Origin of the sequence: Mycobacterium sp. 4D054 (assembly GCF_052245755.1) — a bacterium.
Lineage (GTDB): Bacteria > Actinomycetota > Actinomycetes > Mycobacteriales > Mycobacteriaceae > Mycobacterium.
Genome location: NZ_JBQQCF010000003.1, coordinates 205,097 through 229,043, shown reverse-complemented (window position 1 = coordinate 229,043; position 23,947 = coordinate 205,097). Strand labels below are relative to the sequence as shown.

Annotated in this window: 20 protein-coding genes and 1 pseudogene; 8 read left to right on the top strand and 13 right to left on the bottom strand. The window is 68.2% G+C overall.

From position 1 onward, the window contains the following. The first annotated feature begins 82 nt into the window (after positions 1-82). Positions 83-520: a large-conductance mechanosensitive channel protein MscL gene (gene mscL / locus ACTWP6_RS04190; protein ID WP_260755126.1), complete on the top strand. Its 438-nt coding sequence runs from the start codon at positions 83-85 to the stop codon at positions 518-520. A 67-nt stretch (positions 521-587) separates the two neighbouring features. On the opposite strand, the gene ACTWP6_RS04185 is transcribed toward mscL, so the two are convergent. The 7 genes from ACTWP6_RS04185 to rpmF form a co-directional block, all read right to left on the bottom strand. Beyond that, a complete protein-coding gene (locus ACTWP6_RS04185) occupies positions 588-1,217 on the bottom strand; it encodes an MspA family porin (protein WP_260755127.1) in 630 nt (209 codons plus the stop codon). A gap of 115 nt (positions 1,218-1,332) precedes the next feature. Beyond that, positions 1,333-1,962 carry an MspA family porin gene (locus tag ACTWP6_RS04180; RefSeq protein WP_443186908.1) on the bottom strand — a complete coding sequence of 210 codons (630 nt, stop codon included), beginning with the start codon at positions 1,960-1,962 and terminating at the stop codon, positions 1,333-1,335. Between the two features lie 717 nt (positions 1,963-2,679). Then, entirely contained in the window at positions 2,680-3,225 is a 546-nt protein-coding gene (locus tag ACTWP6_RS04175) for a MogA/MoaB family molybdenum cofactor biosynthesis protein (RefSeq protein ID WP_260758266.1), read from the bottom strand. Positions 3,226-3,254: 29 nt separating this feature from the next. Further along, complete coding sequence (locus ACTWP6_RS04170) at positions 3,255-4,616, bottom strand: S1C family serine protease (protein ID WP_443186907.1); 1,362 nt, start codon at positions 4,614-4,616, stop codon at positions 3,255-3,257. Between the two features lie 190 nt (positions 4,617-4,806). Continuing rightward, positions 4,807-6,249 (bottom strand): sensor histidine kinase, encoded by a 1,443-nt coding sequence (locus ACTWP6_RS04165; protein ID WP_443186906.1) that lies wholly within the window; start codon positions 6,247-6,249, stop codon positions 4,807-4,809. Next, the gene (locus tag ACTWP6_RS04160) at positions 6,249-6,938 is read right to left on the bottom strand and encodes a response regulator transcription factor (RefSeq protein ID WP_260755131.1); all 690 of its coding nucleotides are present in this window, start codon (positions 6,936-6,938) and stop codon (positions 6,249-6,251) included. Before ACTWP6_RS04160 ends, ACTWP6_RS04165 begins: the two co-directional genes overlap by 1 nt. Before the next feature lie 72 nt (positions 6,939-7,010). After that, a complete protein-coding gene (gene rpmF / locus ACTWP6_RS04155; RefSeq protein WP_003930126.1) occupies positions 7,011-7,184 on the bottom strand; it encodes a 50S ribosomal protein L32 in 174 nt (57 codons plus the stop codon). Between the two features lie 337 nt (positions 7,185-7,521). Here rpmF and ACTWP6_RS04150 point away from each other — a divergent pair. From ACTWP6_RS04150 to ACTWP6_RS04120, 7 genes and pseudogenes are all read left to right on the top strand, one after another. Further along, positions 7,522-9,210 (top strand): annotated as a pseudogene (locus ACTWP6_RS04150) (acyclic terpene utilization AtuA family protein); the annotation flags it as partial. Positions 9,211-9,335: 125 nt separating this feature from the next. Continuing rightward, on the top strand, positions 9,336-10,496 hold the full coding sequence (locus tag ACTWP6_RS04145; protein WP_443186905.1) for an acyl-CoA dehydrogenase family protein: 1,161 nt from the start codon (positions 9,336-9,338) through the stop codon (positions 10,494-10,496). Next, positions 10,493-12,085: an acyl-CoA carboxylase subunit beta gene (locus ACTWP6_RS04140; protein WP_260755133.1), complete on the top strand. Its 1,593-nt coding sequence runs from the start codon at positions 10,493-10,495 to the stop codon at positions 12,083-12,085. Before ACTWP6_RS04145 ends, ACTWP6_RS04140 begins: the two co-directional genes overlap by 4 nt. 28 nt (positions 12,086-12,113) lie before the next feature. Next, positions 12,114-14,084, top strand: a complete 1,971-nt coding sequence (locus ACTWP6_RS04135; protein ID WP_260755134.1) for an acetyl/propionyl/methylcrotonyl-CoA carboxylase subunit alpha — start codon at positions 12,114-12,116, stop codon at positions 14,082-14,084. Further along, positions 14,081-15,238 carry an acyl-CoA dehydrogenase family protein gene (locus tag ACTWP6_RS04130; protein WP_260755135.1) on the top strand — a complete coding sequence of 386 codons (1,158 nt, stop codon included), beginning with the start codon at positions 14,081-14,083 and terminating at the stop codon, positions 15,236-15,238. The genes ACTWP6_RS04135 and ACTWP6_RS04130 overlap by 4 nt, the downstream gene beginning before the upstream one ends. Further along, the gene (locus ACTWP6_RS04125; RefSeq protein WP_443186904.1) at positions 15,238-16,008 is read left to right on the top strand and encodes an enoyl-CoA hydratase family protein; all 771 of its coding nucleotides are present in this window, start codon (positions 15,238-15,240) and stop codon (positions 16,006-16,008) included. Before ACTWP6_RS04130 ends, ACTWP6_RS04125 begins: the two co-directional genes overlap by 1 nt. A gap of 109 nt (positions 16,009-16,117) precedes the next feature. Further along, complete coding sequence (locus ACTWP6_RS04120; RefSeq protein ID WP_443186903.1) at positions 16,118-16,705, top strand: DUF1707 SHOCT-like domain-containing protein; 588 nt, start codon at positions 16,118-16,120, stop codon at positions 16,703-16,705. Positions 16,706-16,738: 33 nt separating this feature from the next. Here ACTWP6_RS04120 and ACTWP6_RS04115 read toward each other — a convergent pair whose 3' ends face one another. The 6 genes from ACTWP6_RS04115 to ACTWP6_RS04090 all read right to left on the bottom strand — a co-directional run bounded on the left by ACTWP6_RS04115 (position 16,739) and on the right by ACTWP6_RS04090 (position 23,947). Continuing rightward, positions 16,739-18,742: a vWA domain-containing protein gene (locus tag ACTWP6_RS04115; RefSeq protein WP_443186902.1), complete on the bottom strand. Its 2,004-nt coding sequence runs from the start codon at positions 18,740-18,742 to the stop codon at positions 16,739-16,741. Next, positions 18,742-20,124, bottom strand: coding sequence for a sigma 54-interacting transcriptional regulator (locus tag ACTWP6_RS04110; RefSeq protein WP_443186901.1), 1,383 nt, complete (start codon positions 20,122-20,124; stop codon positions 18,742-18,744). The genes ACTWP6_RS04115 and ACTWP6_RS04110 overlap by 1 nt, the downstream gene beginning before the upstream one ends. Positions 20,125-20,193: 69 nt before the next feature. Further along, positions 20,194-21,624, bottom strand: a complete 1,431-nt coding sequence (locus ACTWP6_RS04105) for an amidohydrolase family protein (protein WP_443186900.1) — start codon at positions 21,622-21,624, stop codon at positions 20,194-20,196. 18 nt (positions 21,625-21,642) lie between these two features. Continuing rightward, entirely contained in the window at positions 21,643-22,524 is an 882-nt protein-coding gene (locus ACTWP6_RS04100; RefSeq protein ID WP_260755141.1) for an alpha/beta fold hydrolase, read from the bottom strand. Between the two features lie 2 nt (positions 22,525-22,526). Beyond that, positions 22,527-22,934 (bottom strand): RidA family protein, encoded by a 408-nt coding sequence (locus ACTWP6_RS04095; protein ID WP_260755142.1) that lies wholly within the window; start codon positions 22,932-22,934, stop codon positions 22,527-22,529. 50 nt (positions 22,935-22,984) lie between these two features. After that, positions 22,985-23,947, bottom strand: a complete 963-nt coding sequence (locus tag ACTWP6_RS04090; protein ID WP_443186899.1) for an extradiol dioxygenase — start codon at positions 23,945-23,947, stop codon at positions 22,985-22,987.

Here is a 23,947-nt window from a genome sequence, read left to right as displayed (position 1 = left end):
ATCTCCGAGGTGGCCCGCAAACAGGGTGGACAGGCTAAATTCCGGGAAGCCGCTCGACAACAGACCGAAAGGGGTGACCTTCATGTTGAAGGGGTTCAAGGAGTTCATCGCGCGGGGAAATGTCATCGACCTCGCCGTCGCCGTCGTCATCGGCGCCGCGTTCACCGGCCTGGTGACTGCCTTCACCGAGAACGTCATCCAGCCGCTCATCGACCGGATCGGCGCGGGCCCCGAGACCGAGTACGGCATCCTGCGAATCCCGTTGGGCGGCGACCAGTTCGTCGACCTCAACGCGGTGCTGTCGGCAGCGATCAACTTCCTCATCGTCGCCGCCGTCATCTACTTCGTGATCGTGGTGCCGTTCAAGAAGATCCGGGAGCGCGACAAGAAGGTGGAGTCGGCCGAGACCGAGCTGACGTTGTTGACCGAGATCCGCGACTTGCTGCGCACCAATGGCGACGCCGGCGCCGCGGTCGGCAAGCACGCCGGCAAGGGTGTGCAGGACCATTCCGAGGAATGAGGAAGTCTCCCAAGACACGAAACGGCCCCCGGCACATCGCCGGGGGCCGTCTCTGTAGAACCTTGTGTCAGTTCATGTTCCAGGGCTCGCCGTAGGTGGTGACGCTGTCACCGGTCGACGAGATCAGGCGGGCGAACGGACGCAGCAGCACACCACCGGCAGCACCGGTCACCGTGCCGTGGGCGTTGGACACCGCCACCGAACCGGTCGGGCCGGCCACGTCCACCGAGAAGGTCGCGACCTCCTGGATACCCGGGCCATTGCCCAGATCCGCCGAGATCGACACACCCGGGAACAGCGGCGGGGTCACGATGCTGTCAGCCAGGTTGCCGTCCAGGCCCCAGCCGTCGAACGCGATGTTCGGGGTGGTGTAGCTGAAGTTGATGCCCACACCCAGCGACCACGGGAAGCCGACCTGGTAACCCAGCTCCAGCGTGCCCTCGAAGTCATCGGCGCCCTCGCCGGCCACGATGTAGGTCGCCTTGCCCGAGTGGAACCACTCACGGGTCAGGCGGTTGCGGTCCAACGGAAACACGCCGTTGAGGAACGTGTCCCACTGCTGGATCGTCAACGTCCGGCCCTGGCCGTCGACCAGGCTCAGCTCGTTGTCCAGCCCTGCGTGCGAAGTGCCAGTGCTCACGAACAACGCCGCGATGGACGCGACCATCGCGATCAGCACCCGGGTGATTGCCTTCATCTTCTTCCTTCGTTTGTGTTGGGGTTGAACATCTGCGCCTGGGAAAACCGAGAGAACGTGCTTGGTGAGATCAGCCCCCGGATGTGAGCCGGGGGCCGATCACCGGAACTTCAGGTCAGTTCATGTTCCAGGGCTCGCCGTAGGTGGTGACGCTGTCACCGGTCGACGAGATCAGGCGGGCGAACGGACGCAGCAGCACACCACCGGCAGCACCGGTCACCGTGCCGTGGGCGTTGGACACCGCCACCGAACCGGTCGGGCCGGCCACGTCCACCGAGAAGGTCGCGACCTCCTGGATACCCGGGCCATTGCCCAGATCCGCCGAGATCGACACACCCGGGAACAGCGGCGGGGTCACGATGCTGTCAGCCAGGTTGCCGTCCAGGCCCCAGCCGTCGAACGCGATGTTCGGGGTGGTGTAGCTGAAGTTGATGCCCACACCCAGCGACCACGGGAAGCCGACCTGGTAACCCAGCTCCAGCGTGCCCTCGAAGTCATCGGCGCCCTCGCCGGCCACGATGTAGGTCGCCTTGCCCGAGTGGAACCACTCACGGGTCAGGCGGTTGCGGTCCAACGGAAACACGCCGTTGAGGAACGTGTCCCACTGCTGGATCGTCAACGTCCGGCCCTGGCCGTCGACCAGGCTCAGCTCGTTGTCCAGCCCTGCGTGAGAGGTGCCAGTGCTCACGAACAAAGCCGCGATGGACGCGACCATCGCGATTAGCACCCGACTGATTGCCTTCATCTTCTCCCTGCTCTGTCGCACAAAGCCCCGGCGGGGCTTCGCTCTGTCCGTGCCTGGCTACCGCTTACACCACACACCTCGCAAGACTTTCATGTGAGGAGAATTAAAAACCTCACATGTCGTTCTTACGATTCACTAATCGTTGACATGAGGAACATAACGGGGAGGCATCGGACCGGCAACGCGGAGCTCCGGGTGGTGTGGACCGGAACCGCTCGCTGCCCGTCGTTTGCTGGATAACCCCCGCCGACCCCCGGCCCCATCCGTGCGACCACGGAGTAAGGCTAGGGAAACCGTCGCGGATTGTGACCCCGCACTCAGCTATTCGCCGGCGGGTCCAGGTCCGTTACGCAAGTCACCTGCTGGTGCTATTGCGAAAACACAGGTCAGTCGTGGTGGGGCGGGACGTTGTCGCGCAGCCAGCGATCATGGTCTGCGTCATCCTCTGGCGAAACCGGTTCGCGCTCCTCAGGTGATACCTCGGGGAACGCCTCGCCGAAGACGCTGTTAACTAGGTCTTGCGGCCTCTTCCGATCTTGCATCACATACCGATCTTGAAGTGATGAAGATCACAGTTTGCTTGCGTCGCCTGTTCACCTGCTCGTAATACCGCAGGTAGGGCGCGGTTACGACAGTGAGGCGCGACGCGGGCCGGCAAGGGCTCGCGTCGCGCCGTCGCATCGCCGTTGTGAACAAACGAGAGCGCAGGCAACCCGCTTAGATCTCCAAACTGGATAGCTGAGCGATGATCTGCCCGGCCAGCGGCCCGAGGGTCGCCATGCCGTCGCGGACGGCCGCGCGGGACCCGGCCAGGTTGACCACCAGGGTGCTGCCGGAGATCCCGGCGAGCCCACGGGAGACTCCCGCGTCGATGATTCCCGCCGCCAGGCCGGAGGCACGGAGAGCCTCGGAAATACCCAACAGTTCCCGGTCGAGGAGCTCACGGGTCGACTCGGGGGTGACGTCGCGCGGCGTCACGCCGGTGCCGCCGACGGAGACGACGAGGTCCACGCCGCCGATGACGGCGGTGTTCAGGGCGTTGCGGATCTCCACCTCATCGGAGGACACCACGACGACACCGTCGACGACGAATCCCGCCTCCCCGAGCAGTTCGGTGACCAGCGGACCGCTGTGGTCCTCTTCGTCACCGTGGGCGGTGCGGTCATCGACGACGACGACCAGGGCCCGTCCGACCAACGCATGAGGCTGTTCCATGAGCTCAACCGTATATCTCGGTCCGGACACCGGCGCAGCCACTCGCAGGTCGGGGCGACCCTGCCCCGCTGACGGTCTCACTGGCTGGCCTTGCCGAGCGTCACGTCCACAGATTGAGTCCGGCCCGACGGGTCGATGAAGGTCAGGGTGACCTTGTCGCCGGGGGCTTTCGACCGCACCGCGGCGACCAGCGCGTCGGCGCTGCTGATCACCCGGTCGTCGAGCTTGGTGACGATCACTCCGCCGGGCAGCCCGGCAGCCGATGCCGCCCCGCCCGCGGTGACCTCGACGATCTTCGCGCCGTCCACCCCGGCCTCGTTGCCGACCTGCACGCCCAGCGAGGCGCGGGTTGCCGATCCGGTCTTGATGATCTCGTCGGCGATCCGCTTGGCCTGGTCGACCGGGATCGCGAAACCGAGCCCGATCGAACCGCCCTGCGGTCCGCCGGCGTCGGCGCCCAGCGTGGCGATCGCAGAGTTGATGCCGACGAGCTCACCGTTCATGTTGACCAGGGCCCCGCCGGAGTTACCCGGGTTGATCGCCGCGTCGGTCTGGATCGCGTCGAGCACGGTGTTCTGGTTGCGTGCGTCGCCGCCGGCCGCGACCGGGCGGTTCAGCGCGCTGATGATCCCTGTGGTGACCGTGCCCTCCAGCCCGAGCGGGGAGCCGATGGCCACCACGTCCTGCCCCACGCGCAGATCGGCCGATGAGCCGACCGTGATCGGCGTCAGATCGGACACGTTCCTGGCGCGCACGACCGCGATGTCGCTGCTGGGATCGGTGCCGATGACCGTGAACTCCGCGGTCTTGCCGTCGAAGAAGGTCACCTTGGTCTGTGCGGGACCGCCGGGACCGCCGGCGTTGCCCTGGGCGCTGGCCACCACGTGGTTGTTGGTCAGGATCAGCCCGTCCGAGGACAGGATCACCCCCGACCCTTCCTCTGAGGCTCTGCCCTGGTTGACCTCGAGCTTGACCACGCTGGGCACGACCTTGGCGGCGACCGCCTCCACCGATCCGGCCGGGGCGCTCGCGGCGGGCACGCTCGGCGCCGCCCCCGACGCGCTGATCCCAGTGAGATTGTGGTCGGGGTGCACCAGCATCGCGACGCCTCCGCCGATACCGCCCGAGACCATCGCCAGGGCCACTGCCCCCGCGGCGAGCGCCGCGGTACGGGACCGCTTCTTCTGTCCTCGCGCCGCCGGCGCGACCATCCCGGGCCGCGGGTACTGGCCGGTGACGGGCGCACCCGCATACGGGTCATAGGGCGAACGGAACGCTTGGCGCTGGTGCTCGGTGGCGTACCGCCAGTCCCAACCACCATTGCCCTGTTGCTCGTAGGCACCCGTCGGCGGGCCGTGATGGCCGGGGGCCGCCTGCCCGGGATAACCGGACTGGTGCCCCTGTTGCTGAGTGGGCGAATACCTCGGGTGGTTGGTCATGTCGCTGCAGTGCTCTTCCTGGAGTCGGTGTCGTCACTAGGAACAATGAAGGTTGCTAGCTCAGCCTGCCGAAACGTGCTGAGAATCGGCTTAGAGAAGGATTGCCGTTCCGAAAACTTTCGGCTCAATCATCGTCAACGACCGATCGCGTTCACGTCGGGTGTACCCCGCGTGTCGCGTTCTATGACCGCTACTCCTCGGCCGGATCGGCGCCGGCGGGCGACGGCCGGCCCGGGAGCACCACATGCATGGAGGTGCCCGGCGGCTGGCCGCCCGGGACCGTCTCGCCGACGTTCACCGAGCCGCCGTGTTTGAGCACCACCTGTTTGACGATCGCGAGGCCGAGACCCGAGCCGGGCATCGCGCGCGCCGAGGTCGACCGGAAGAAGCGCTCGAACACCAGCGCGCGTTCCTGCGGCGCGATGCCGGGCCCGTGGTCGGACACCACCAATTCGGCGTGCGTGGAGTCGATCTGGACCAGGCGAACGCCGACATGCGCTCCCGGCGGACTCCACTTGGCCGCGTTGTCGAGCAGGTTCAGCACCGCCCGGCCCAGTCCGGCCGCGTCGCCGAAGACCTGCCACGGCATTACCGACAGGTCGAACTCGATGTCGTTGCGGCGCCGGCGCACCCGCTCCAGCGAACGGTCGATCACGTCGGTGAGCTCGACCGTCTCGTGGACCGTGAATCCGGCGTCGCCGCGGGTCAGGTCCACCAGGTCACCCACCAGGGTAGACATCTCCTCGATCTGGGCGATGACGTCGGCGCGCAGCTCGGCCATGTCCTCGTCCGGTATCGGCGGCGCTCCCGGCTTCATCGACTCCATCAACAGCTCGACATTGGTGCGCATCGAGGTCAGCGGCGTCCGCAACTCGTGGCCGGCGTCGGCGACCAGGCGCGCCTGGCGTTCCCGGGACTCGGCCAGGGCCCGCAGCATCATGTTGAACGTCTCGGTGAGGCGGGCGAGTTCGTCGTTGCCGACCACCGGTATCGGGCGCAGGTCGTCGGTGCGCGCGACACGCTCGGCAGCCTGCGTCAGCCGGGCCACCGGACGCAGCCCCGCACTGGCGACCATGCCGCCGGCGATCGCCGCCACCGCGACGCCGAGCCCGCCGACGATCAGCAGCACCGTGCCGAGCCGCTTGAGCACCTGTCCCGTCGGGGCGAGGCTCTTGGACAGCAGCAGCGAGTTGCCGCTGTCGAGGCGCAGCGCCAGCACCCGTTGATGCTCGACGGTGCGCAACGACATCCACAGCTTGCCGTCCATCACGTCCTGCTCGGGTGGACCGATGGGCAGCGTCTGCCCTTGCTGGTTGGCGGTGTATTTGCCGCGGCCGGGGATGTAGAACATCGCGTTCGTGTCGGAGTAGGCCGTGCCCTCGATCGCCTTGCCGGGGTCGGCATCCAGCGAACCGCTCTCCACCAGCATCTGCGCCCGGCTCTGCAGCTGATCGTCGATGTCTTCGTAGAGCGCGCGGGAGACCACCGCGTACACCGCCACGGCCAGCAGGACGACCGAGATGACCACCATCGACATCGCCAGCAGCATCACCCGCCATCGCAGGGACACCGAGCTGGCCGGATGGGGCGGGGCCGGCGGTAGTCCGGGCCACGGCCTGCCGTCGGCCGCCATCAGGGCGGGGTCTCGCGCAGTACGTATCCCACGCCGCGCACGGTGTGGATCAACCGCGGTTCGCCCTCTGCCTCGGTCTTGCGGCGCAGGTAGCCGACGTAGACTTCGAGGGCGTTTCCCGAGGTCGGGAAGTCGAAGCCCCAGACCTCTTCGAGGATCCGGCTGCGCGTCAGGACGCGGCGCGGGTTGGCGATCAGCATTTCCAGCAGCGCGAACTCGGTTCGGGTGAGGCTGATCTGTCGGTCCCCCCGGGTCACCTCGCGGGTGACCGGGTCCAGTGACAGGTCCGAGAACGTCATCGCCGCGGACTCGGCGGTGCCGTCGTCGGGGCTGGTGCGGCGCAGCAGCGCACGCATGCGGGCGAGCAGCTCTTCCAGCGCGAACGGCTTTGGAAGGTAATCGTCGGCGCCGGCGTCCAGGCCGGCGACCCGCTCGGACACGGAGTCCCGGGCGGTGAGTACCAGGATCGGCAGGTCGTCGCCGGTGCTGCGAAGCTGACGGCACACTTCGAGACCGTCGAGCCTCGGCATCATCACATCGAGCACCACCGCGTCGGGCCGATCGCTGGCGATCAGGTCGAGCGCTTCGCGGCCGTCTTGGGCCAGCTCTACCGAATATCCATTGAACGACAGCGAGCGGCGCAGGGATTCGCGCACCGCGCGATCGTCATCAACGACAAGAATGCGCACCGGCACAGTCTCAACCCCTCGTCTGAGAGTGAGCTGAGAGGCAAGCCGCCAATTCGGCGCCGTCCCGCAGAGTTAGCGGCGGTCGAGGTCGATCAGGCCCAGACGGGCGGCTTTGAGCAGGCGGCGGGGCACCTTGCGCTGCTGACCCGCCACGGTGACGCCGACCAGATTGGTTGCGGTGGCCTTCCACTGCGCGCGCCGGCTACGGGTGTTCGCGCGCGACATCCTGCGCTTCGGCACAGCCATGATCGAGCTCTCCATCTATCGGGGGTGATACCAGTTCACACTGCCTGCGGGCCTGGATGCGGCCGCGCACCGGCAATTGCGGTTCAGGATAGCCGGTGAGCAGGATCGGCTCCAAACTCGGCGGCTTGCCCGCAGGCGCCGGACGGCGCGGCGCCGGCGTCGGCGGAACCCCCCAACCCGGCGGAGCAGCGTCGCAGACTGGGGAACGAAAACCCGCCCAAAGCCTTGACGCGATACCGCCGGTACCCCGTAACCTACCGGTTGGTTGGTCGCTGGCCCGACGACAGTCAGGAGTGTGTGCGTGACGAATGCGCCGCCCGCAGAGATGCGGATGCCCGTGCGTATCGGCAATTGTTCGGGATTCTACGGCGACCGCATGTCGGCCATGCGCGAGATGCTCACCGGCGGTGAGCTGGACTTTCTGACCGGCGATTACCTCGCCGAACTGACGATGCTGATCCTGGGCCGCGACCGGATGAAGAACCCGGACCGCGGCTACGCGAAGACCTTCCTGCGCCAGCTCGAGGATTGCCTGGGGCTCGCGAAGGACGCTGGGGTCCGCATCGTGGCGAATGCGGGCGGCCTCAATCCCGCGGGGCTGGCCGACGCGGTGCGTGAGCTCGCCGCCAGGCTCGGCGCCGACGTCACGGTGGCGCACGTCGAAGGCGACGATCTGCTGGCCCGCGCGGCCGAGCTCGGACTGGGGAAGCCGCTGACCGCAAACGCGTATCTCGGGGCGTGGGGCATCGTCGAGTGCCTGAACGCCGGCGCGGACGTCGTGGTCACCGGCCGGGTGACCGACGCCTCGGTGATCGTCGGCCCGGCCGCCGCGCACTTCGGTTGGGCGCCCACCGACCACGACCGCATCGCCGGCGCGGTCGCGGCTGGGCACGTGATCGAGTGCGGCGCGCAGGCCACCGGCGGCAACTATGCGTTCTTCGCGCGGGATTTTCCCGACCTGACCGCGTTGACCCATCCCGGGTTCCCGATCGCCGAGATTCACCACGACGGCTCGTCGGTGATCACCAAGCACCCCGGCACCGGTGGCGCGGTCACGGTGGACACCGTCACCGCCCAGCTGCTCTACGAGATCGGCGGCGCCCGCTACGCCAACCCCGACGCCACCCTTCGCATCGATTCCCTCCGGCTGAGCGATGACGGCGCCGACCGGGTCCGGATCGGCGACGTCCGGGGCGAGCCCCCACCGCCGACCGTGAAGGTCTCCCTGAACAGTCTGGGTGGATTCCGCAACGAGGTCACCTTCATCCTCACCGGCCTGGACATCGAGGCCAAGGCCGCGCTGGTGCGTCACCAGCTCGAGACGAGCCTGACCGTCAAACCCGCCGAGCTGGAATGGACGCTGGCACGCACCGATCATGTCGACGCCGACACCGAACAGACTGCCAGCGCGCTGCTGCGCTGTGTCGTGCGTGACCCCGATCCCGACCTGGTCGGTCGCCGGTTCTCCTCTGCGGCAGTCGAACTCGCGTTGGCCAGCTATCCCGGCTTCACCAGCACCGCGCCTCCCGGGGACGGGCAGGTGTACGGCGTGTTCACCGCTGCCCATGTCGCCGCCGGCGAGGTTTCCCACGTCGCCGTGCACGCCGACGGCACACGGGTCGACATCCCGGCGCCGACGGTGACGCGGGAACTCACCGACGTCCCCGAGCCCGGACTTCCCGCGCCTGGTGAATTCGGGGTGACGCACCGGATTCCCCTAGGTTCGGTCGCCGGCGCCCGCAGCGGGGACAAGGGTGGCAGCGCGAATGTCGGTGTCTGGGTTCGCACCGAGGAGCAATGGGTGTGGCTGGCCCACACGCTGACCGTGGACAAGCTGCGCGAGCTGCTCCCCGAGGCGGCGGGCCTCCCGATCACCCGCCATCTGCTGCCCAATCTGCGCGCCGTCAACTTCGTCATCGACGGCATCCTCGGCAAGGGCGTGGCCTACCAGGCCCGCTTCGATCCGCAGGCCAAAGGGCTCGGCGAATGGCTGCGCAGCCGGTCCGTCGACATACCTGTCGAGTTGTGCCGGGACATACCTGTCGAGTTGTGCCGGGACATACCTGTCGAGTTGTGCCGGGACATACCTGTCGAGTTGTGCCCGCAGATTCCCGTCGAGTTGAGCCGAGCCAGTGCGGAGGAGCCGCTTCGATGAGCATCTGGACCACCCCGGAGCGAGAAGAACTGCGAAAGACTGTGCGGGCGTTCGCCGAACGCGAGATCCTGCCGCACGCCGACGAGTGGGAGCGGTGCGGTGAGCTGCCCCGCGACCTGCATCGCGCAGCCGGTCAGGCGGGGCTGCTCGGCGCCGGTTTCCCCGAGGCCGTCGGCGGAGAGGGCGGCGACGGCGCCGACGCGGTGGTCATCTGCGAGGAGATGCACCACGCCGGCGCACCCGGCGGGGTGTTCGCGTCGTTGTTCACCTCCGGGATCGCGGTACCGCACATGGTCGCCTCCGCTGACGGACACCTGATCGACACCTACGTGCGGCCCACCCTGCGCGGCGAGAAGATCGGGTCGCTGGCGATCACCGAACCCGGCGGCGGATCCGACGTCGGGCATCTGACCACCCGCGCCGAACTCGATCTGGCGAGCGACGGGCCGCACTACATCCTCAACGGCGCCAAGACCTACATCACCTCCGGGGTGCGCGCCGACTATGTCGTCACCGCCGTGCGCACCGGCGGGCGCGGCGCGGCGGGGGTGTCGCTGATCGTCGTCGACAAGGGCACCCCCGGTTTCGAGGTGAGCCGCAAGCTGGACAAGATGGGCTGGCGCTCCTCGGACACCGCCGAACTGTCCTACACCGACGTGCGGGTGCCGGCGGCCAACCTCGTCGGCGCGGAGAACACCGGCTTCCTGCAGATCGCGGCCGCGTTCGTGTCCGAACGGGTCGGCCTTGCCGCGCAGGCGTATTCGAGTGCGCAGCGTTGCCTGGACCTGACCGTCGAGTGGTGCCGCAACCGGGAGACATTCGGCAAACCGCTGATCACCCGGCAGTCGGTGCAGAACACCCTGGCCGAGATGGCCCGCCGCATAGACGTCGCCCGCGTTTACACCCGTCACGTCGTGGAACGTCAACTCGCCGGAGCGGACAACTTGATCACCGAGGTCTGCTTCGCCAAGAACACCGCCGTCGAGGCCGGCGAGTGGGTGGCCAATCAGGCGGTCCAACTCTTCGGCGGCATGGGTTACATGGCCGAATCGGAGATCGAACGCCAATACCGCGACATGCGGATTTTGGGGATCGGTGGCGGCACCACCGAGATTCTCACCGCGCTGGCCGCCAAGACACTGGGATTTCAGTCATGAGTTTGACCTCAGCGCTCGACGTCCGCTCGACCGCCTACCGGGAGGCGGCCGAGGCGATGACCGCCAAGCTCGCCGAACTGGAGACCGAACACGCCAAAGCGCTGGCCGGCGGTGGCGAGAAATACGTCTCGCGTCACCACGCCCGCGGCAAGATGACCGCCCGCGAACGTATCGAAGCGCTCCTGGACGCGGATTCACCGTTCCTGGAACTGAGCCCGCTGGCGGCCTGGGGCACCGACTTCGCCGTCGGTGCCAGCGTGGTGATCGGCATCGGCGCGGTCAGCGGCGTCGAATGCCTGCTGGTGGCCAACGACCCGACCGTCAGGGGCGGCACCAGCAACCCGTGGACGCTGCGGAAGATCCTGCGCGCCAATCAGATCGCGCTCCAGAACCGGCTTCCGGTGATTTCCCTGGTGGAATCGGGCGGCGCGGACCTGCCGACGCAGAAGGAGATCTTCATCCCGGGCGGGCAGATGTTCCGGGATCTGACCCGACTCTCGGCAGCGGGCATCCCCACCATCTCGCTGGTCTTCGGCAACTCCACCGCCGGCGGCGCTTACATCCCCGGCATGTCCGACCACGTCGTGATGATCAAGGAACGTTCGAAGGTGTTCCTGGCCGGCCCGCCGCTGGTGAAGATGGCCACCGGCGAGGAGTCCGACGACGAATCCCTGGGCGGCGCCGAGATGCACGCGCGCACGTCGGGCCTGGCCGACTACTTCGCCGTCGACGAACTGGACGCGCTGCGGATCGGCCGGCGCATCGTCGCGCGGCTGAATTGGCGTAAGCAGGGCCCGGCGCCGCAGCCGTTCGCCGCGCCGCGTTACGACGAGAACGAGTTGATCGGCGTGGTGCCACCGGATCTGCGCATCCCGTTCGATCCGCGCGAGGTGATCGCCCGCGTCGTCGACGGTTCGGAGTTCGACGAGTTCAAACCCCTCTACGGCGGTTCGCTGGTGACGGGGTGGGCCACCCTGCACGGTTATCCGATCGGCATCCTGGCCAACGCCCGCGGCGTGCTGTTCAGCGCCGAGTCGCAGAAGGCCACCCAGTTCATCCAGCTGGCCAACCGGTCGAACACCCCGCTTCTGTTCCTGCACAACACCACCGGCTACATGGTCGGCAAGGATTACGAGGAGGGCGGGATGATCAAGCACGGCGCGATGATGATCAACGCGGTCTCGAACTCCACCGTGCCGCACATCTCGTTACTCATCGGCGCCTCCTACGGCGCCGGGCATTACGGCATGTGCGGGCGAGCCTACGATCCCCGGTTCCTGTTCGCCTGGCCCAGCGCGAAATCCGCGGTGATGGGCGGCACGCAGCTGGCAGGGGTGCTCTCGATCGTCAACCGGGCCGCGTCCGAGGCACGCGGCCAGCAGGTCGACGAAGCCGCTGATGCTGCACTGCGCGCGGCGGTGGAGGCGCAGATCGAGGCGGAGTCGCTGCCGATGTTCCTGTCCGGCCGGCTCTACGACGACGGCGTGATCGACCCCCGCGACACCCGCACCGTGCTCGGAATGTGCTTGTCCGCCATCGCCGGTGGCCCGATCCAGGGGACGTCGAACTTCGGCGTCTTCCGGATGTGAGCGCCCGCATGTCTGCGAAGGGACATCGATGATCACTCGAGTTCTGGTTGCCAATCGCGGGGAGATCGCCCGTCGGGTGTTCGCGACCTGCCGCCGGCTGGGCATCGGCACGGTCGCGGTGTACACCGATCCCGATGCCGACGCACCGCATGTGACCGAGGCCGACGCCCGGGTGCGTCTGGACGGCACCCGCGGCTACCTCGACGCGAACCAACTCATCGCGGCAGCGCACGCGGCGGGCGCCGATGCGATCCACCCCGGCTACGGCTTCCTTTCCGAAAACCCGGATTTCGCCGCTGCGGTGCAGGACGCGGGCCTGACGTGGATCGGTCCGCCGGTGGCCGCCGTCGCGGCGATGGGCTCGAAGATCGAAGCGAAGAAGATCATGGCCGCCGCGGGTGTCCCCGTGCTCGACGAGCTGGCGCCAGACGCCGTGACCACGCAGCAGCTGCCGGTGCTGATCAAGGCCTCTGCCGGGGGCGGGGGCCGCGGCATGCGCGTGGTGCGCGATCTGACCGATCTGCCCACCCAGGTGGAGGCCGCACGCCGTGAGGCGCAGTCGGCGTTCGGCGATCCGACGGTGTTCTGCGAGCGCTACCTCGACGCCGGCCATCACGTCGAGGTGCAGGTGATGGCTGACGCGTACGGCACCGTGTGGGCCGTCGGCGAACGCGAGTGCTCGATCCAGCGGCGGCACCAGAAGATCATCGAGGAAGCGCCGTCCCCGCTCGTCGAGCGCGTCGCGGGGATGCGCGACAAGCTGTTCGACGCCGCCCGGCTGGCCGCGACCGCGATCGGCTACACCGGCGCGGGCACCGTGGAGTTCATGGCCGACGATGACGGGTCCTTCTACTTCCTCGAGATGAACACCCGCCTGCAGGTCGAGCACCCGGTCACCGAGCTCACCGCCGGCGCGGACCTCGTCGAACTGCAGCTCGCCGTCGCCGACGGCACCCGGCTGGAGCCCACGCCGCCGATGTCGCGGGGCGCGTCGATCGAGGCGCGGCTCTACGCAGAAGATCCCGCCAAGGATTGGCAGCCGCAGCCCGGCACCGTGCACCACTTCGACGTTCCCACCGCCGGAATCGAATTCGGCCTGATCGACCGGGCCGGGGTGCGTCTGGACTCCGGCGTCGACGACGGTGCGGTGATCTCGGTGTTCTACGACCCGATGATCGCGAAGGTGATCTCATACGCCCCGACACGCGGGCAGGCCGCCGCGCTGCTGGCCGACGCGCTGACCCGGGCCCGTATCCACGGGGTGCGCACCAACCGGGACCTGCTCGTCAACGTGTTGCGCCATCCCGCGTTTCTCGACGGCGCCACCGACACCGGGTTCTTCGACACCCACGGGCTGACGGGACTGACCGCACCCGTGGCCGACGCCCGCACGGTCGCGTTGAGCGCCGTTGCCGCGGCCCTCGCCGACGCGGCCGCCAACCGCAGCGGTGCGGTTGCTTTCCCCGGGATCCCCAGTGGCTGGCGCAATGTGGCGTCGGGATTCCAGTGCAAGAGCTACCAGGGCGCCGACGGTTCGACACACGAGGTGCGGTACCGCTTCACCCGCGACGGGATCACGATCGCCGACCACGACGACGTGTCGTTGGCGTCGGCCGACGGGCGACGGGTGGTGCTGACGGTGTCGGGGGTGGATCGCCCCTTCGACGTCGCCCGCTACGGCGACACGGTGTGCGTCGACTCGCCCGGCGGATCGGCACACCTGCGGGCACTTCCCCGCTTTCCCGATCCGGCGGCAGCGCTGGCCCACGGTTCGCTGCTGGCCCCCATGCCGGGCACGGTGCTGCGGGTTGGCGCCGCCGCCGGTGACACCGTCACCGCGGGACAACCGCTGGTATGGCTGGAGGCCATGAAGATGGAACACACCATCACCGCCCCCGCCGACGGTGTCCTCGTCGAACTCATCGCCGAACCCGGCCGTCAGGTCGAGGTCGGCGCCGTACTCGCCCGCGTCGAAAGCCGAGAAGGAGATTCACGATGAGCTTCATCGAAACCGAGGAGCAGCAGGCACTGCGCAAAGCGGTGGCCGCGATGGCCGCCAACTACGGGCAGGACTACTACCTGGAGAAGGCCCGCGCCGGGCAGCACACCGACGAATTATGGGCCGAGGCGGGAAGACTCGGCTTCATCGGGGTGAACCTGCCCGAGGAGTACGGCGGCGGCGGTGCCGGCATGTACGAGTTGAGCCTGGTGATGGAGGAGATGGCGGCCGCGGGGTCGGCGCTGCTGATGATGGTCGTCTCCCCCGCCATCAACGGCACCATCATCTCCAGGTTCGGCACCGAGGAGCAGAAGAAACGCTGGATTCCCGGCATCGCCGACGGCACGCTGACGATGGCGTTCGCGATCACCGAACCCGACGCCGGCTCGAACTCCCACAAGATCACCACCACCGCACGGCGCGACGGCAGCGACTGGATCCTGTCCGGCCAGAAGGTGTACATCTCGGGCGTTGACCAGGCCCAAGCGGTGCTCGTCGTCGGCAGGACAGAAGACCACAAGACCGGCAACCTCAAGCCCGCGCTGTTCGTGGTGCCCACCGACACAACGGGTTTGACGTATACCAAGATCCCGATGGAAATTGTCAGCCCGGAGTTCCAGTTCCAGGTGTTCCTCGACGAGGTGCGGCTGCCCGCCGATGCGCTCGTCGGTTCCGAGGACGCCGCGATCGCCCAACTGTTCGCGGGACTGAACCCCGAACGCATCATGGGCGCGGCCAGCGCGGTCGGCATGGGCCGCTTCGCGATCAACAAGGCCGTCGATTACGTCAAGACCCGGCAGGTGTGGAAGACCCCGATCGGCGCCCATCAGGGCCTGTCACATCCCTTGGCGCAGAACCACATCGAGATCGAGCTGGCCAGGCTGATGATGCAGAAGGCCGCGACGCTGTACGACGCCGGAGACGACGCCGGCGCCGCTGAGGCCGCCAACATGGCCAAGTACGCGGCGGGCGAGGCGTCGGTTCGGGCCGTCGATCAGGCGGTGCAGTCACTCGGCGGGAACGGCCTGACCAAGGAGTACGGCATCGCCTCGGTGCTGACCGCGTCGCGGCTGGCGCGCATCGCCCCGGTCAGCCGGGAGATGATCCTCAACTTCGTCGCGCAGACCTCGCTCGGGCTGCCCCGGTCCTACTGATGACGAGCACCCTGGTCCGCTACGAGCGCGACGGCGCGGTCGCCCGGCTCACGCTGGACTCCCCGCACAACCGCAACGCACTGTCCTCGGCGCTGGTCGAGCAGTTGCACGACGGGCTGACCAGCGCCGCCGACGACCGCGCGGTGCGCGCGGTGGTCCTCGGGCACACCGGCAGGACGTTCTGCGCGGGCGCCGACCTCGGCGAGGCGGCCGGCCGTGACCCGTCCGAACTGGCCACCGCCCGCGCCCGGGAAATGACACGGCTGCTGCGCAGGATCCTCGAACTGCGCCTGCCCGTGATCGCCGCGATCGACGGGCATGTGCGTGCCGGCGGGCTGGGCCTGGTCGGCGCGTGCGATATCGCGGTGGCCGGCGCTGCGAGCACGTTCGCCCTGACCGAGGCCAGGATCGGTGTCGCGCCGTCGATCATCTCGCTGACGTTGCTGCCGAAGATGACGGCGCGGGCGGCGGGACGGTATTTCCTCACCGGGGAGAAGTTCGGCGCCGTCGACGCCGCCGAGATGGGGCTTGTCACGATAGCGACCCCCGACGTGGCGTCGACCGTCGCCGAATTCACGGCGGCGATCGCGCAGGGCTCCCCCCAGGGCCTGGCCGCTTCGAAAGCCCTGACGACTGCGGCGCTGATCGACGACTTCGAGCGGCGTGCAGAGAAATTGACGCATCAGTCGGCCGCGCTGTTCGTCTCGGAGGAGGCCCGCGAAGGCATGCTCGCGTTCCTGGAGAAGCGTCCACCGCGCTGGGCGCGCTGACACCTCACAGTTTGGTCAAGGCACTTGCGTGAATCGGCGTTCGTCGTAGGCTCGGGGGCGATGTACGCGTGTGCAGCGAGGAGCCGTCGATGAAGAGCAGCGGGTCGCGATGAGCACCCCCGCCTCGCGAAACGGATCCCTACGCGCCGGGGACACCGACCGGATTCAGGTGGCGCAACTGCTGACCGACGCGGCCGCCTCCGGCACGCTCGGCCTCTCCGAATACGAGTCCCGTCTGAGCAAGGCGTACGCCGCTCAGACCCATGACGAACTGGACCGGCTGTCGGCGGACCTGCCGGGCGCGGTGACGCGGGGCCGCGGCGGGCCGTGCCGGCCGGCGCCGTCGACGACGCTGCTGGCCATCCTCACCGGTTTCGAACGTCGCGGCCGGTGGAACGTGCCGCGCCGGCTCACCACCTTCGCGCTGTGCGGCGGCGGGGTCATCGACCTGCGCTATGCCGATTTCACCTCACCGGAGGTCGAGATCCGCTGCCACTCGATCATGGGCGGTCAGACGATCCTGGTCCCGCCGGAGGTCAACGTCGACACCCGCGGCGTCGCGGTGATGGGCAGCTTCGATCACAGCGTCGACGGTGAGGGCTCTCCCGGCGCGCCGACCGTCCGCATCCGCGGTTTCGCGCTGTGGGGCAGCGTCGCCGTCAAACGCAAGCGGCGCAAGCCGGCAGCCGAGAACTAGCCCCCCGCCCAGAACCAGCCGCGCCCCTCAAGATCAACCGCGCCGCCGCCGGGTGCCCAGATAGTCGCCGACCACCGCGGCGCCCAGACCGTCGAGGTCGGGCACCACCACCCGGCCGCCCACCCGCCGGGCCACCTGATCGATGAACCGTGCCAGCCCCGGGTCGCTGCCGAGCCGGAAGATCGTCACCTGCGCGCCCAACCGGGCCACCTCGTCGAAACCGCGCACGGTGTGCGCGATGGTCCGGGGATGCGGAGGGTAATCGAAAAAGACAGCGGAACGTCCATCCCGGTCGAAGTCCTCCAGGTGCGCCGTCGGCTCGCCGTCGGTGACCACCAGCACCACCGGCTGCGCGTTCGGATGCCGGCGCAGGTGCCGCATCGCCAGCGCCAGCGCGTGGTGCAGGTTGGTGCCCTGCTCGTAGACGCCCTCCAGCCCGGTCAGCTCGGCGGCGGTCACCGTGCGGGCATACCGGCCGAATGCGACGATCTGCAGCGCATCCGACCTGAACCGGGTGCTCACCAGATGGTTGAGGGCCAGCGCGGTCTGCTTCATCGGCACCCACCGGTTCTCCATCACCATGGAGAATGACGTGTCGACCAGCAGCGCCACCGCGGCCTGGGTACGCATCTCGGTTTCGGAGACCTCGACGTCGTCGACGGTGATCCGGATCGGGGGCGCGGACGCGCCGGCACCGGCCTCGCGCCCAACGGCGTTGGTCGCCGCAGTGCGCAGCACTGCATTCGTTACCGTCCGGGTCACGTTCCACGGTTCGGTGTCGCCGAACTGCCACGGCCGGGTGGCGCCGGTCAGCTCTCCCGCGGCACCGGCACGCCGGGTGTCGCGTTCGCCGTGCCGACCCGAGAGTTGTTGCGCCACATCCCGTAACGCCGCCTGACCGAGTTGTCGCATCGCCTTGGGCGAGAGCCGCCACTGCCCGTCGGAGCCGCGGTCGAGGAAGCCCTGGTTCATCAGCGCGCGCTCCAGCTCGGCCAGGGTGCGGGCGTTGACGGCGGCTTCGTCACCGAGTTGCCGCGCCAGCATGTCGAGGTCGACGTCGTCCATGGTGGCCCCGGAATAGCTCTGCGAGAGCTGCTCGGCGAGCTGTTCGAGCTCGGCGATGTCGGCCAGTGCCTGCGCTCCCTCACCCATGCCCAGCGGATCGTCACCGGAGAACCGCTCCGAACCCGACCAGTCCTCACCCGGCCTGGCCGCCTGCAGGTGGGCGTCGAGACGGTTCAGCGCGTTCATCAACGACGGCGACCCGAATGCCTGCTGCGCCAACGCATCCAGTTCGGCCCGCTGCTGCTCGGACAGGCTGTTGCGGAACCGCTGGGCGGCAGCAGCTCGTTTGGCCAGCGAGTCCAGCAGTTCGTCGATGTTCTGCGGATTCTCCGGGAAGAACTGGCCGTGCTTGGCCATGAAGTCGTCGAAATCCTGCTGCGAGTCCTGCCCCTTGGCGTGCTTGTCGAGCAGGTCGTTGAGGTCGTCGAGCATGTCGTTGACCTGCTGCCGATCCTCATCGGTGGCGTTCTCCAGCGCCTCCTTCATGCCCGCGAACCGCTGATCGAGCATCTCGCGGCCGAGGAGATCCTTGATCTGCTCGTACTTCTCGCGCGCTTCCGGCGATCGCCAGTCGTACTCGCCGAGTTCCTGCACGGCCTTGGCCGGCGACGGCGACAGCGAGTCGAGCTGCAGCTCCCCGAAGCGCGCGTCATCGTCGAGGGCGCGGGCCAGCTCCTTGCGCTCGGCGAGGACCGCCTCGCCGAGCAGCTTCTTGATGTCGGCCAGAGTTCCGTCGAGGTTGTTGCGTTGCAACAGTTCTCGTCGGCGGCGGTTGGCCTCGGCGGCGAGCTTGTCGGCACCGGGCATGTTGCGGGTGCCGCGGCGCAGCAGTTCGGACAGCGCGCGCCGCGGCGACGTGCCCTCCATCACGTCCTGACCGATGGCCTCCAGCGCCTCCCGCAGATCCACCGGCGGCGCCAACGGATCCGGGCCGCCGGTATATCGCGAGTACCGCGAGAGTTTTCTCGCCATCAGCCGTATACCGTTTCGCCCTCGTCGGACACCTTGTCGATGCGCTTGGCCAGATATAACGCCTCCAACGCCAACTCGATCGCGGCGGCGCGCTGCCCCTCCGACGTCGCGCCGAGACGCCGCTGGATCTCGGCCACCGCGGGCACCTCGGGAAGCGCGTCCAGCACCTGGCGGGCCGACACCCGTTCCCCAGTGGTGACGGGTGAGCCGTTCTCCACAGCGGTGACCATGGGTCCGACGTCGATGCCGCCGAGGAGACGCTGAGCGGTCTCGGCGGTCGCGCGCCGCAGCAGGTGCTCCAGCACCGCCTGCTCGCGTCCTTCCTCCCCCGACTCGAACTCCAGTTTGCCGCGCAGCACGTCGATCACCGTCTGCAGATCGACCACCCGCGCCACCGGCTCCTGCTCGCCGAGCAGCGCGGCGCGATGCCGCGCCGACGCGGCGACCGTCTCGGCGGCCGCGATCGCGAAGCGGGCCGACACACCCGAGCGCTGGTCGATCGAGCTGGACTCGCGCAGGCTGCGGGCGAAGCGGGCCAGGATCTGCAGCAGATACTCGGGCACCTCGGCCGCCAGGTGGGCCTCCTGGACGATGACGCCGACCTCGGCGTCGAGCTGGAGCGGATAGTGGGTGCGGATCTCCGCGCCGAACCGGTCCTTGAGCGGGGTGATGATGCGGCCGCGGTTGGTGTAGTCCTCCGGGTTGGCGCTGGCGACGACCAGCACGTCCAGCGGCAGCCGCAGCGTGTAGCCGCGGACCTGGATGTCGCGTTCCTCCATGACGTTGAGCATCGCGACCTGGATCCGCTCGGCAAGGTCGGGAAGCTCGTTGACGGCGACGATGCCGCGGTGGGCCCGCGGGATCAGGCCGTAGGCGATGGTCTCCGGGTCCCCGAGGCTGCGTCCCTCGGCGACCTTGATCGGATCGATGTCACCGACGAGGTCGGCCACGCTGGTGTCGGGGGTGGCCAGCTTCTCGGTGTAGCGCTCGCTGCGGTGCCGCCAGATCACCGGCAGGTCGTCGCCGGAGTCGGCCGCCCGCCGGATCGACTCCGGGGTGATCGGGCTGTACGGGTGCTCGCCGAGCTCGGACCCGGCGATCACCGGCGTCCACTCGTCGAGCAGGCCGACCAGCGACCGCAGCAACCGGGTCTTTCCCTGCCCGCGCTCGCCGAGCAGCACGAAGTCGTGCCCGGCGATCAGCGCACGTTCGACCTGCGGCAGCACCGTGTCCTCGAAGCCGAACAGGCCGGACCAGATGTCGTCGCCGGCGGCAAGGCGGGCCAGCAGGTTCTCCCGCAGCTCAGCCTTGATGCTGCGCTCCTGATGGCCGGAGGCGCGCAGCTCGCCGAGGGTGCGGGGCAGATCGTTAGGTGATGTCACGACCACCACGCTACGACTGTCCCCGACATCAGGCAGCCGCTCCCTGCTGAGAGCGAAAAAAGGGCCGACCTATTCCGCGGCGGGCGCGGCGCCGATCTTCTCGTACTTGCGGACGTCGTTGACGACGTCCAGGCGCTGCTCGGAGGTCCAGTCGAGTTGGGTCTTGGGGGTCTCGGCGCCCTCGAACGCCCGCTCGTAGGACAGCAGGTCCCACCCGTACTCGTGGGGCAGGTAGTCGTTGCGGATGAACCGGGTCCGGATGTCCTCGGGGAACGTCTGGATCTCGCCGTTGAGGACGACGGTCTCGACCCTGCCGGGCTGGTACAGCACCCGGATGTCGGCCACCGGGTCGCCGTCGACGACGATGATGTCGGCCAGCTTGCCTTCGGCGAGCACGCCGAGGTCGTCGGGCAGGCCCATCGCGTTGGCGCCGTGCTTGGTGCCGGCCTGGATGGCCTCCAATGAACTCATGCCGGTGTAGAGCATCAGCATCTCCAGCTCGCGGGCGTGCCACTGGCCGTACGGCACCAACGAGAAGCCGCTGTCGGTGCCCATCGCGAACTTCACCCCGGCCGCGTACGCGCGGTGCAGGCTGTCCATCGTCGCGTCGTTCATCCGTTTGGTGGCCTCGGAGATCGACGGACGCACCCGCAGCGTTTCGGCGAACTCCACGATGTGGTGCATCAGCAGCTGGGTGGGCGCCAGCGGGATCCGGCTCTTGGCCAGCTTCTCGATCGTGGCATCGGACATGTGGTTGCCGTGCATGATGTGGTCGAACCCGGCCTCCACCGCCGCATTCATCTCTCCGTCGCCGCGGGCGTGGATGGTGATCTGCATGCCGAGCTGATGGGCCAGGTCGGCGCACAGCTTCAGTTCGTCGTCGGTGAACGCCTGGTAGTCGCCGAACGGGCTGTCGGCGAGCTTGATCAGATCCACCCCCGCCTTCTTCTGACGGCGGATCTCGGCGATCATCTCGTCCGGGGTGTTGGTCAGCTTGCCGGTGCTGGACTCCGGGTTGCCGGTGGCGTCCGGGAACCAGTCCGTCAACCCGTTGCTCGTGGTCAGATACCGTCCCGCCGAGGTCATCCGGGGGCCGTGCACGATGCCGCGCTTGATCCCTTCCCGCAGCCCGACGCCGATGTAATACGAGCCACCCGGCTGCGAGATGCTGGTGACGCCGGCCGCCAGCACCTTCTCGACGTTCGCCGCGGCGATGAGCGTGCGCAGCTCCGGCGGCGTGTACATCGAGATCTCTTCCTCGGTGCGTGCCAGGCCGTAGGTCATATGGCAGTGGATGTCGATCAGCCCCGGCATCACGGTCTTGCCGCGGGCGTCGATCACCTCCAGCCGTGCACCCCGCGGGATGTCGACCTCACGGTCCACCGAACCGATCTTGACGATCCGCGCATTGCGCACCAGCACAGCGCAATTCGGTATCGGTGGGTTGGCGTCGCCGTCGACGACGGTGCCGTTCTCGATCAGTAGCCAGTTGTCGGCCACGGTGAGTCTCCTTGTCTTTCAGTCCAGTCCGACGCGGTGCCTGATCAGGATCTCGACGAAGGCGTCGGGATCTTCGAAGTACGGCGCGTGGCCGCAGCCGGGCATCAGCTCAAGAGGGGCTCCGGGCAGGTTCTTCTGGGCCTCCATGCCCATCGACGGCGGGGTCCACTTGTCGTCGGCGCCCCACACCAGCAGCACGGGCAGGCCGGGCAGCAGTGAGGCGAGCTCGGTGTCCACCCGGGCGTCGTTGCACTCGGTGTCCAGCCATTCGGAGACCTTCAGCAGGGCCGCCTTGGCACCGGTCGAGGAGTTGATCATCGACTCCTCCCGTACCCAGGCGTCGGTGACCATCTCCGGGTCCGACACCAGGAAGGTCAGCTTGCGGCGGACGCCGTCGACGCTGCCGTCGGAAAGCACCTCCGGCGGGGTGTGGAACTCCTGTGGGAAGTCGCCGACGCCGACTGCGCCGATCAGCACCAGGGCTTTCACCAGATCCGTGCGGTGCACGGCCAGGTGTGCGGCGACGTGACCGCCCAGCGAGGTGCCGACGACGGTGACCTTCGACAAGTCCAGCGAGTCGAGCACCCCGGCGATCACGTCAGCGAAACCTGCTGCGCTGTAATCGATGTCGTCCCGCTTCTCGGCGAACCCGTGGCCCGGGAAATCGATCGCCAGCACCCGGTAACCCGCCGCCACCAGGCCGGGCATCACCGGGACGAACCGGTCCGCCCGGGAGCCGGCGCCGTGCAGGCACACCAGGATGTTGTCGCCGGAACCGGATTCGACGACGCGCGTGGTGACGCCGGCCCCGGTGACCGGATAGGCGATCACGGTGTCCCGACCGTGGTGGAACGGATAGCGCCGCGGCTGCACCGCGGCCTCGGGCGTCACCTCCTGCACCGTCACGACGCTGCCGCCGGACGCACCGCCAGTGCCTCGATCTCGACCCTGGCCGCCTCCTCCACCAGGCCACCGATGATCAGCAGGGTGTTCGGTGGGTACACGCCGGACGGGTAGATCTCGGCGAACTTCTCCTTACGCCCGGCCATGAACTCCGGGATCATCTCCCGGCCCACCACGTAGGTGCGGAACCCGATGACGTTGTCGAATCCGAGTCCCGCTGCGGCCAGCGCGACCCCGAGGTTGTCGTAGGTGGCCTTCACCTGCTCGGCGCCGTCGGAGGTGGGGAACTTACCGTCGGCGTTCGCGCCCATCTGCCCGGCCACCACCACGACCTCGCCCGGGTTACCGGAGGCAAGGGTGGAGTAGTCGCCGAACTTGGGCAGGGGCGCATCCTGGTAGGTGATCACGTGACTTCCTTTTCCTCTTCGTGGTTTTCGTAACTGGATTCTTCGGTGGCCTAGACGGCGTAGCGGACCGCACCGGTACCGCAGATCCAGGCCGGGGTCGGTTGATAGGTGAGCACCTCGCACGGCCCGCCGCCCATGGCTCCGGCGACGGCCATCCAGTTCAGGATCTCGTGGCCGCCGTGGCCGCCGCCCTTCTCGATGTCGTCGTAACTCCAGGCGAACAGCGTCTGCATGTCACCGGCGGACAACAGATTCAGGAACTGTCGGTCCCATTCGGGGTTTACGCAGGCATCGCCCATCTCCCGGGCCATCTTGATCTCGTACGGGCCGATGTCGGTCCACAGGTTCGGGTCGCGCTCGAGGTAGCCGCGTCCCTCGTTCTGAAACGTCTTCATCCTGGCCAGGAACTCGTCCGACTCGCGGCTCGGCTCCCAGATCGGCGGCCAGTGCGACAGCCCGCCGGTGCCCCAGAACATGATCCGCTTGTCGCTGCCCTCAACGGCGGCGTGCACCGCCGCGCCGACCTCGAAGGCGCGCTTCATCGTGATCAGCGGAGGGGTGAACACGTTGATGTACACCGGGATCACCGGGATGTCCGCTTCGGGACGCAGCAACCGCATCGGGACCATCAGGTTGTTGCCGAACTCCGCGGTGCCCATCCGGGCCGCGTCGATGCCGGAGGCCACCAGTGTGCGCAGGATACGTTCGGCGAGTTCCTTCTCACCTTCGAATGTCTGCACCTGATCGAACTTCAGCAGCTCGAGGAGGTGGTCGCCGGGACCGGTGTGGTGTTCGGCCACACCGACGCTGATCGACGGCATCAGGTTGCGGAAGTGGTTTTCGAAGTGGTCGTCCAGGAAGGCGATGATCACGTCGGGGCGGGCATCGGCGACGCTGCGCCTGAGCTCGTCATAGGCGGCGAACACCGCCGCGTGCTCATCGGCGGTGACGTCGCCGGGCCAACCGAGGATTCCCGGCGCGTGGGATGCGGAGATCCCTCCGACTACCGGCAT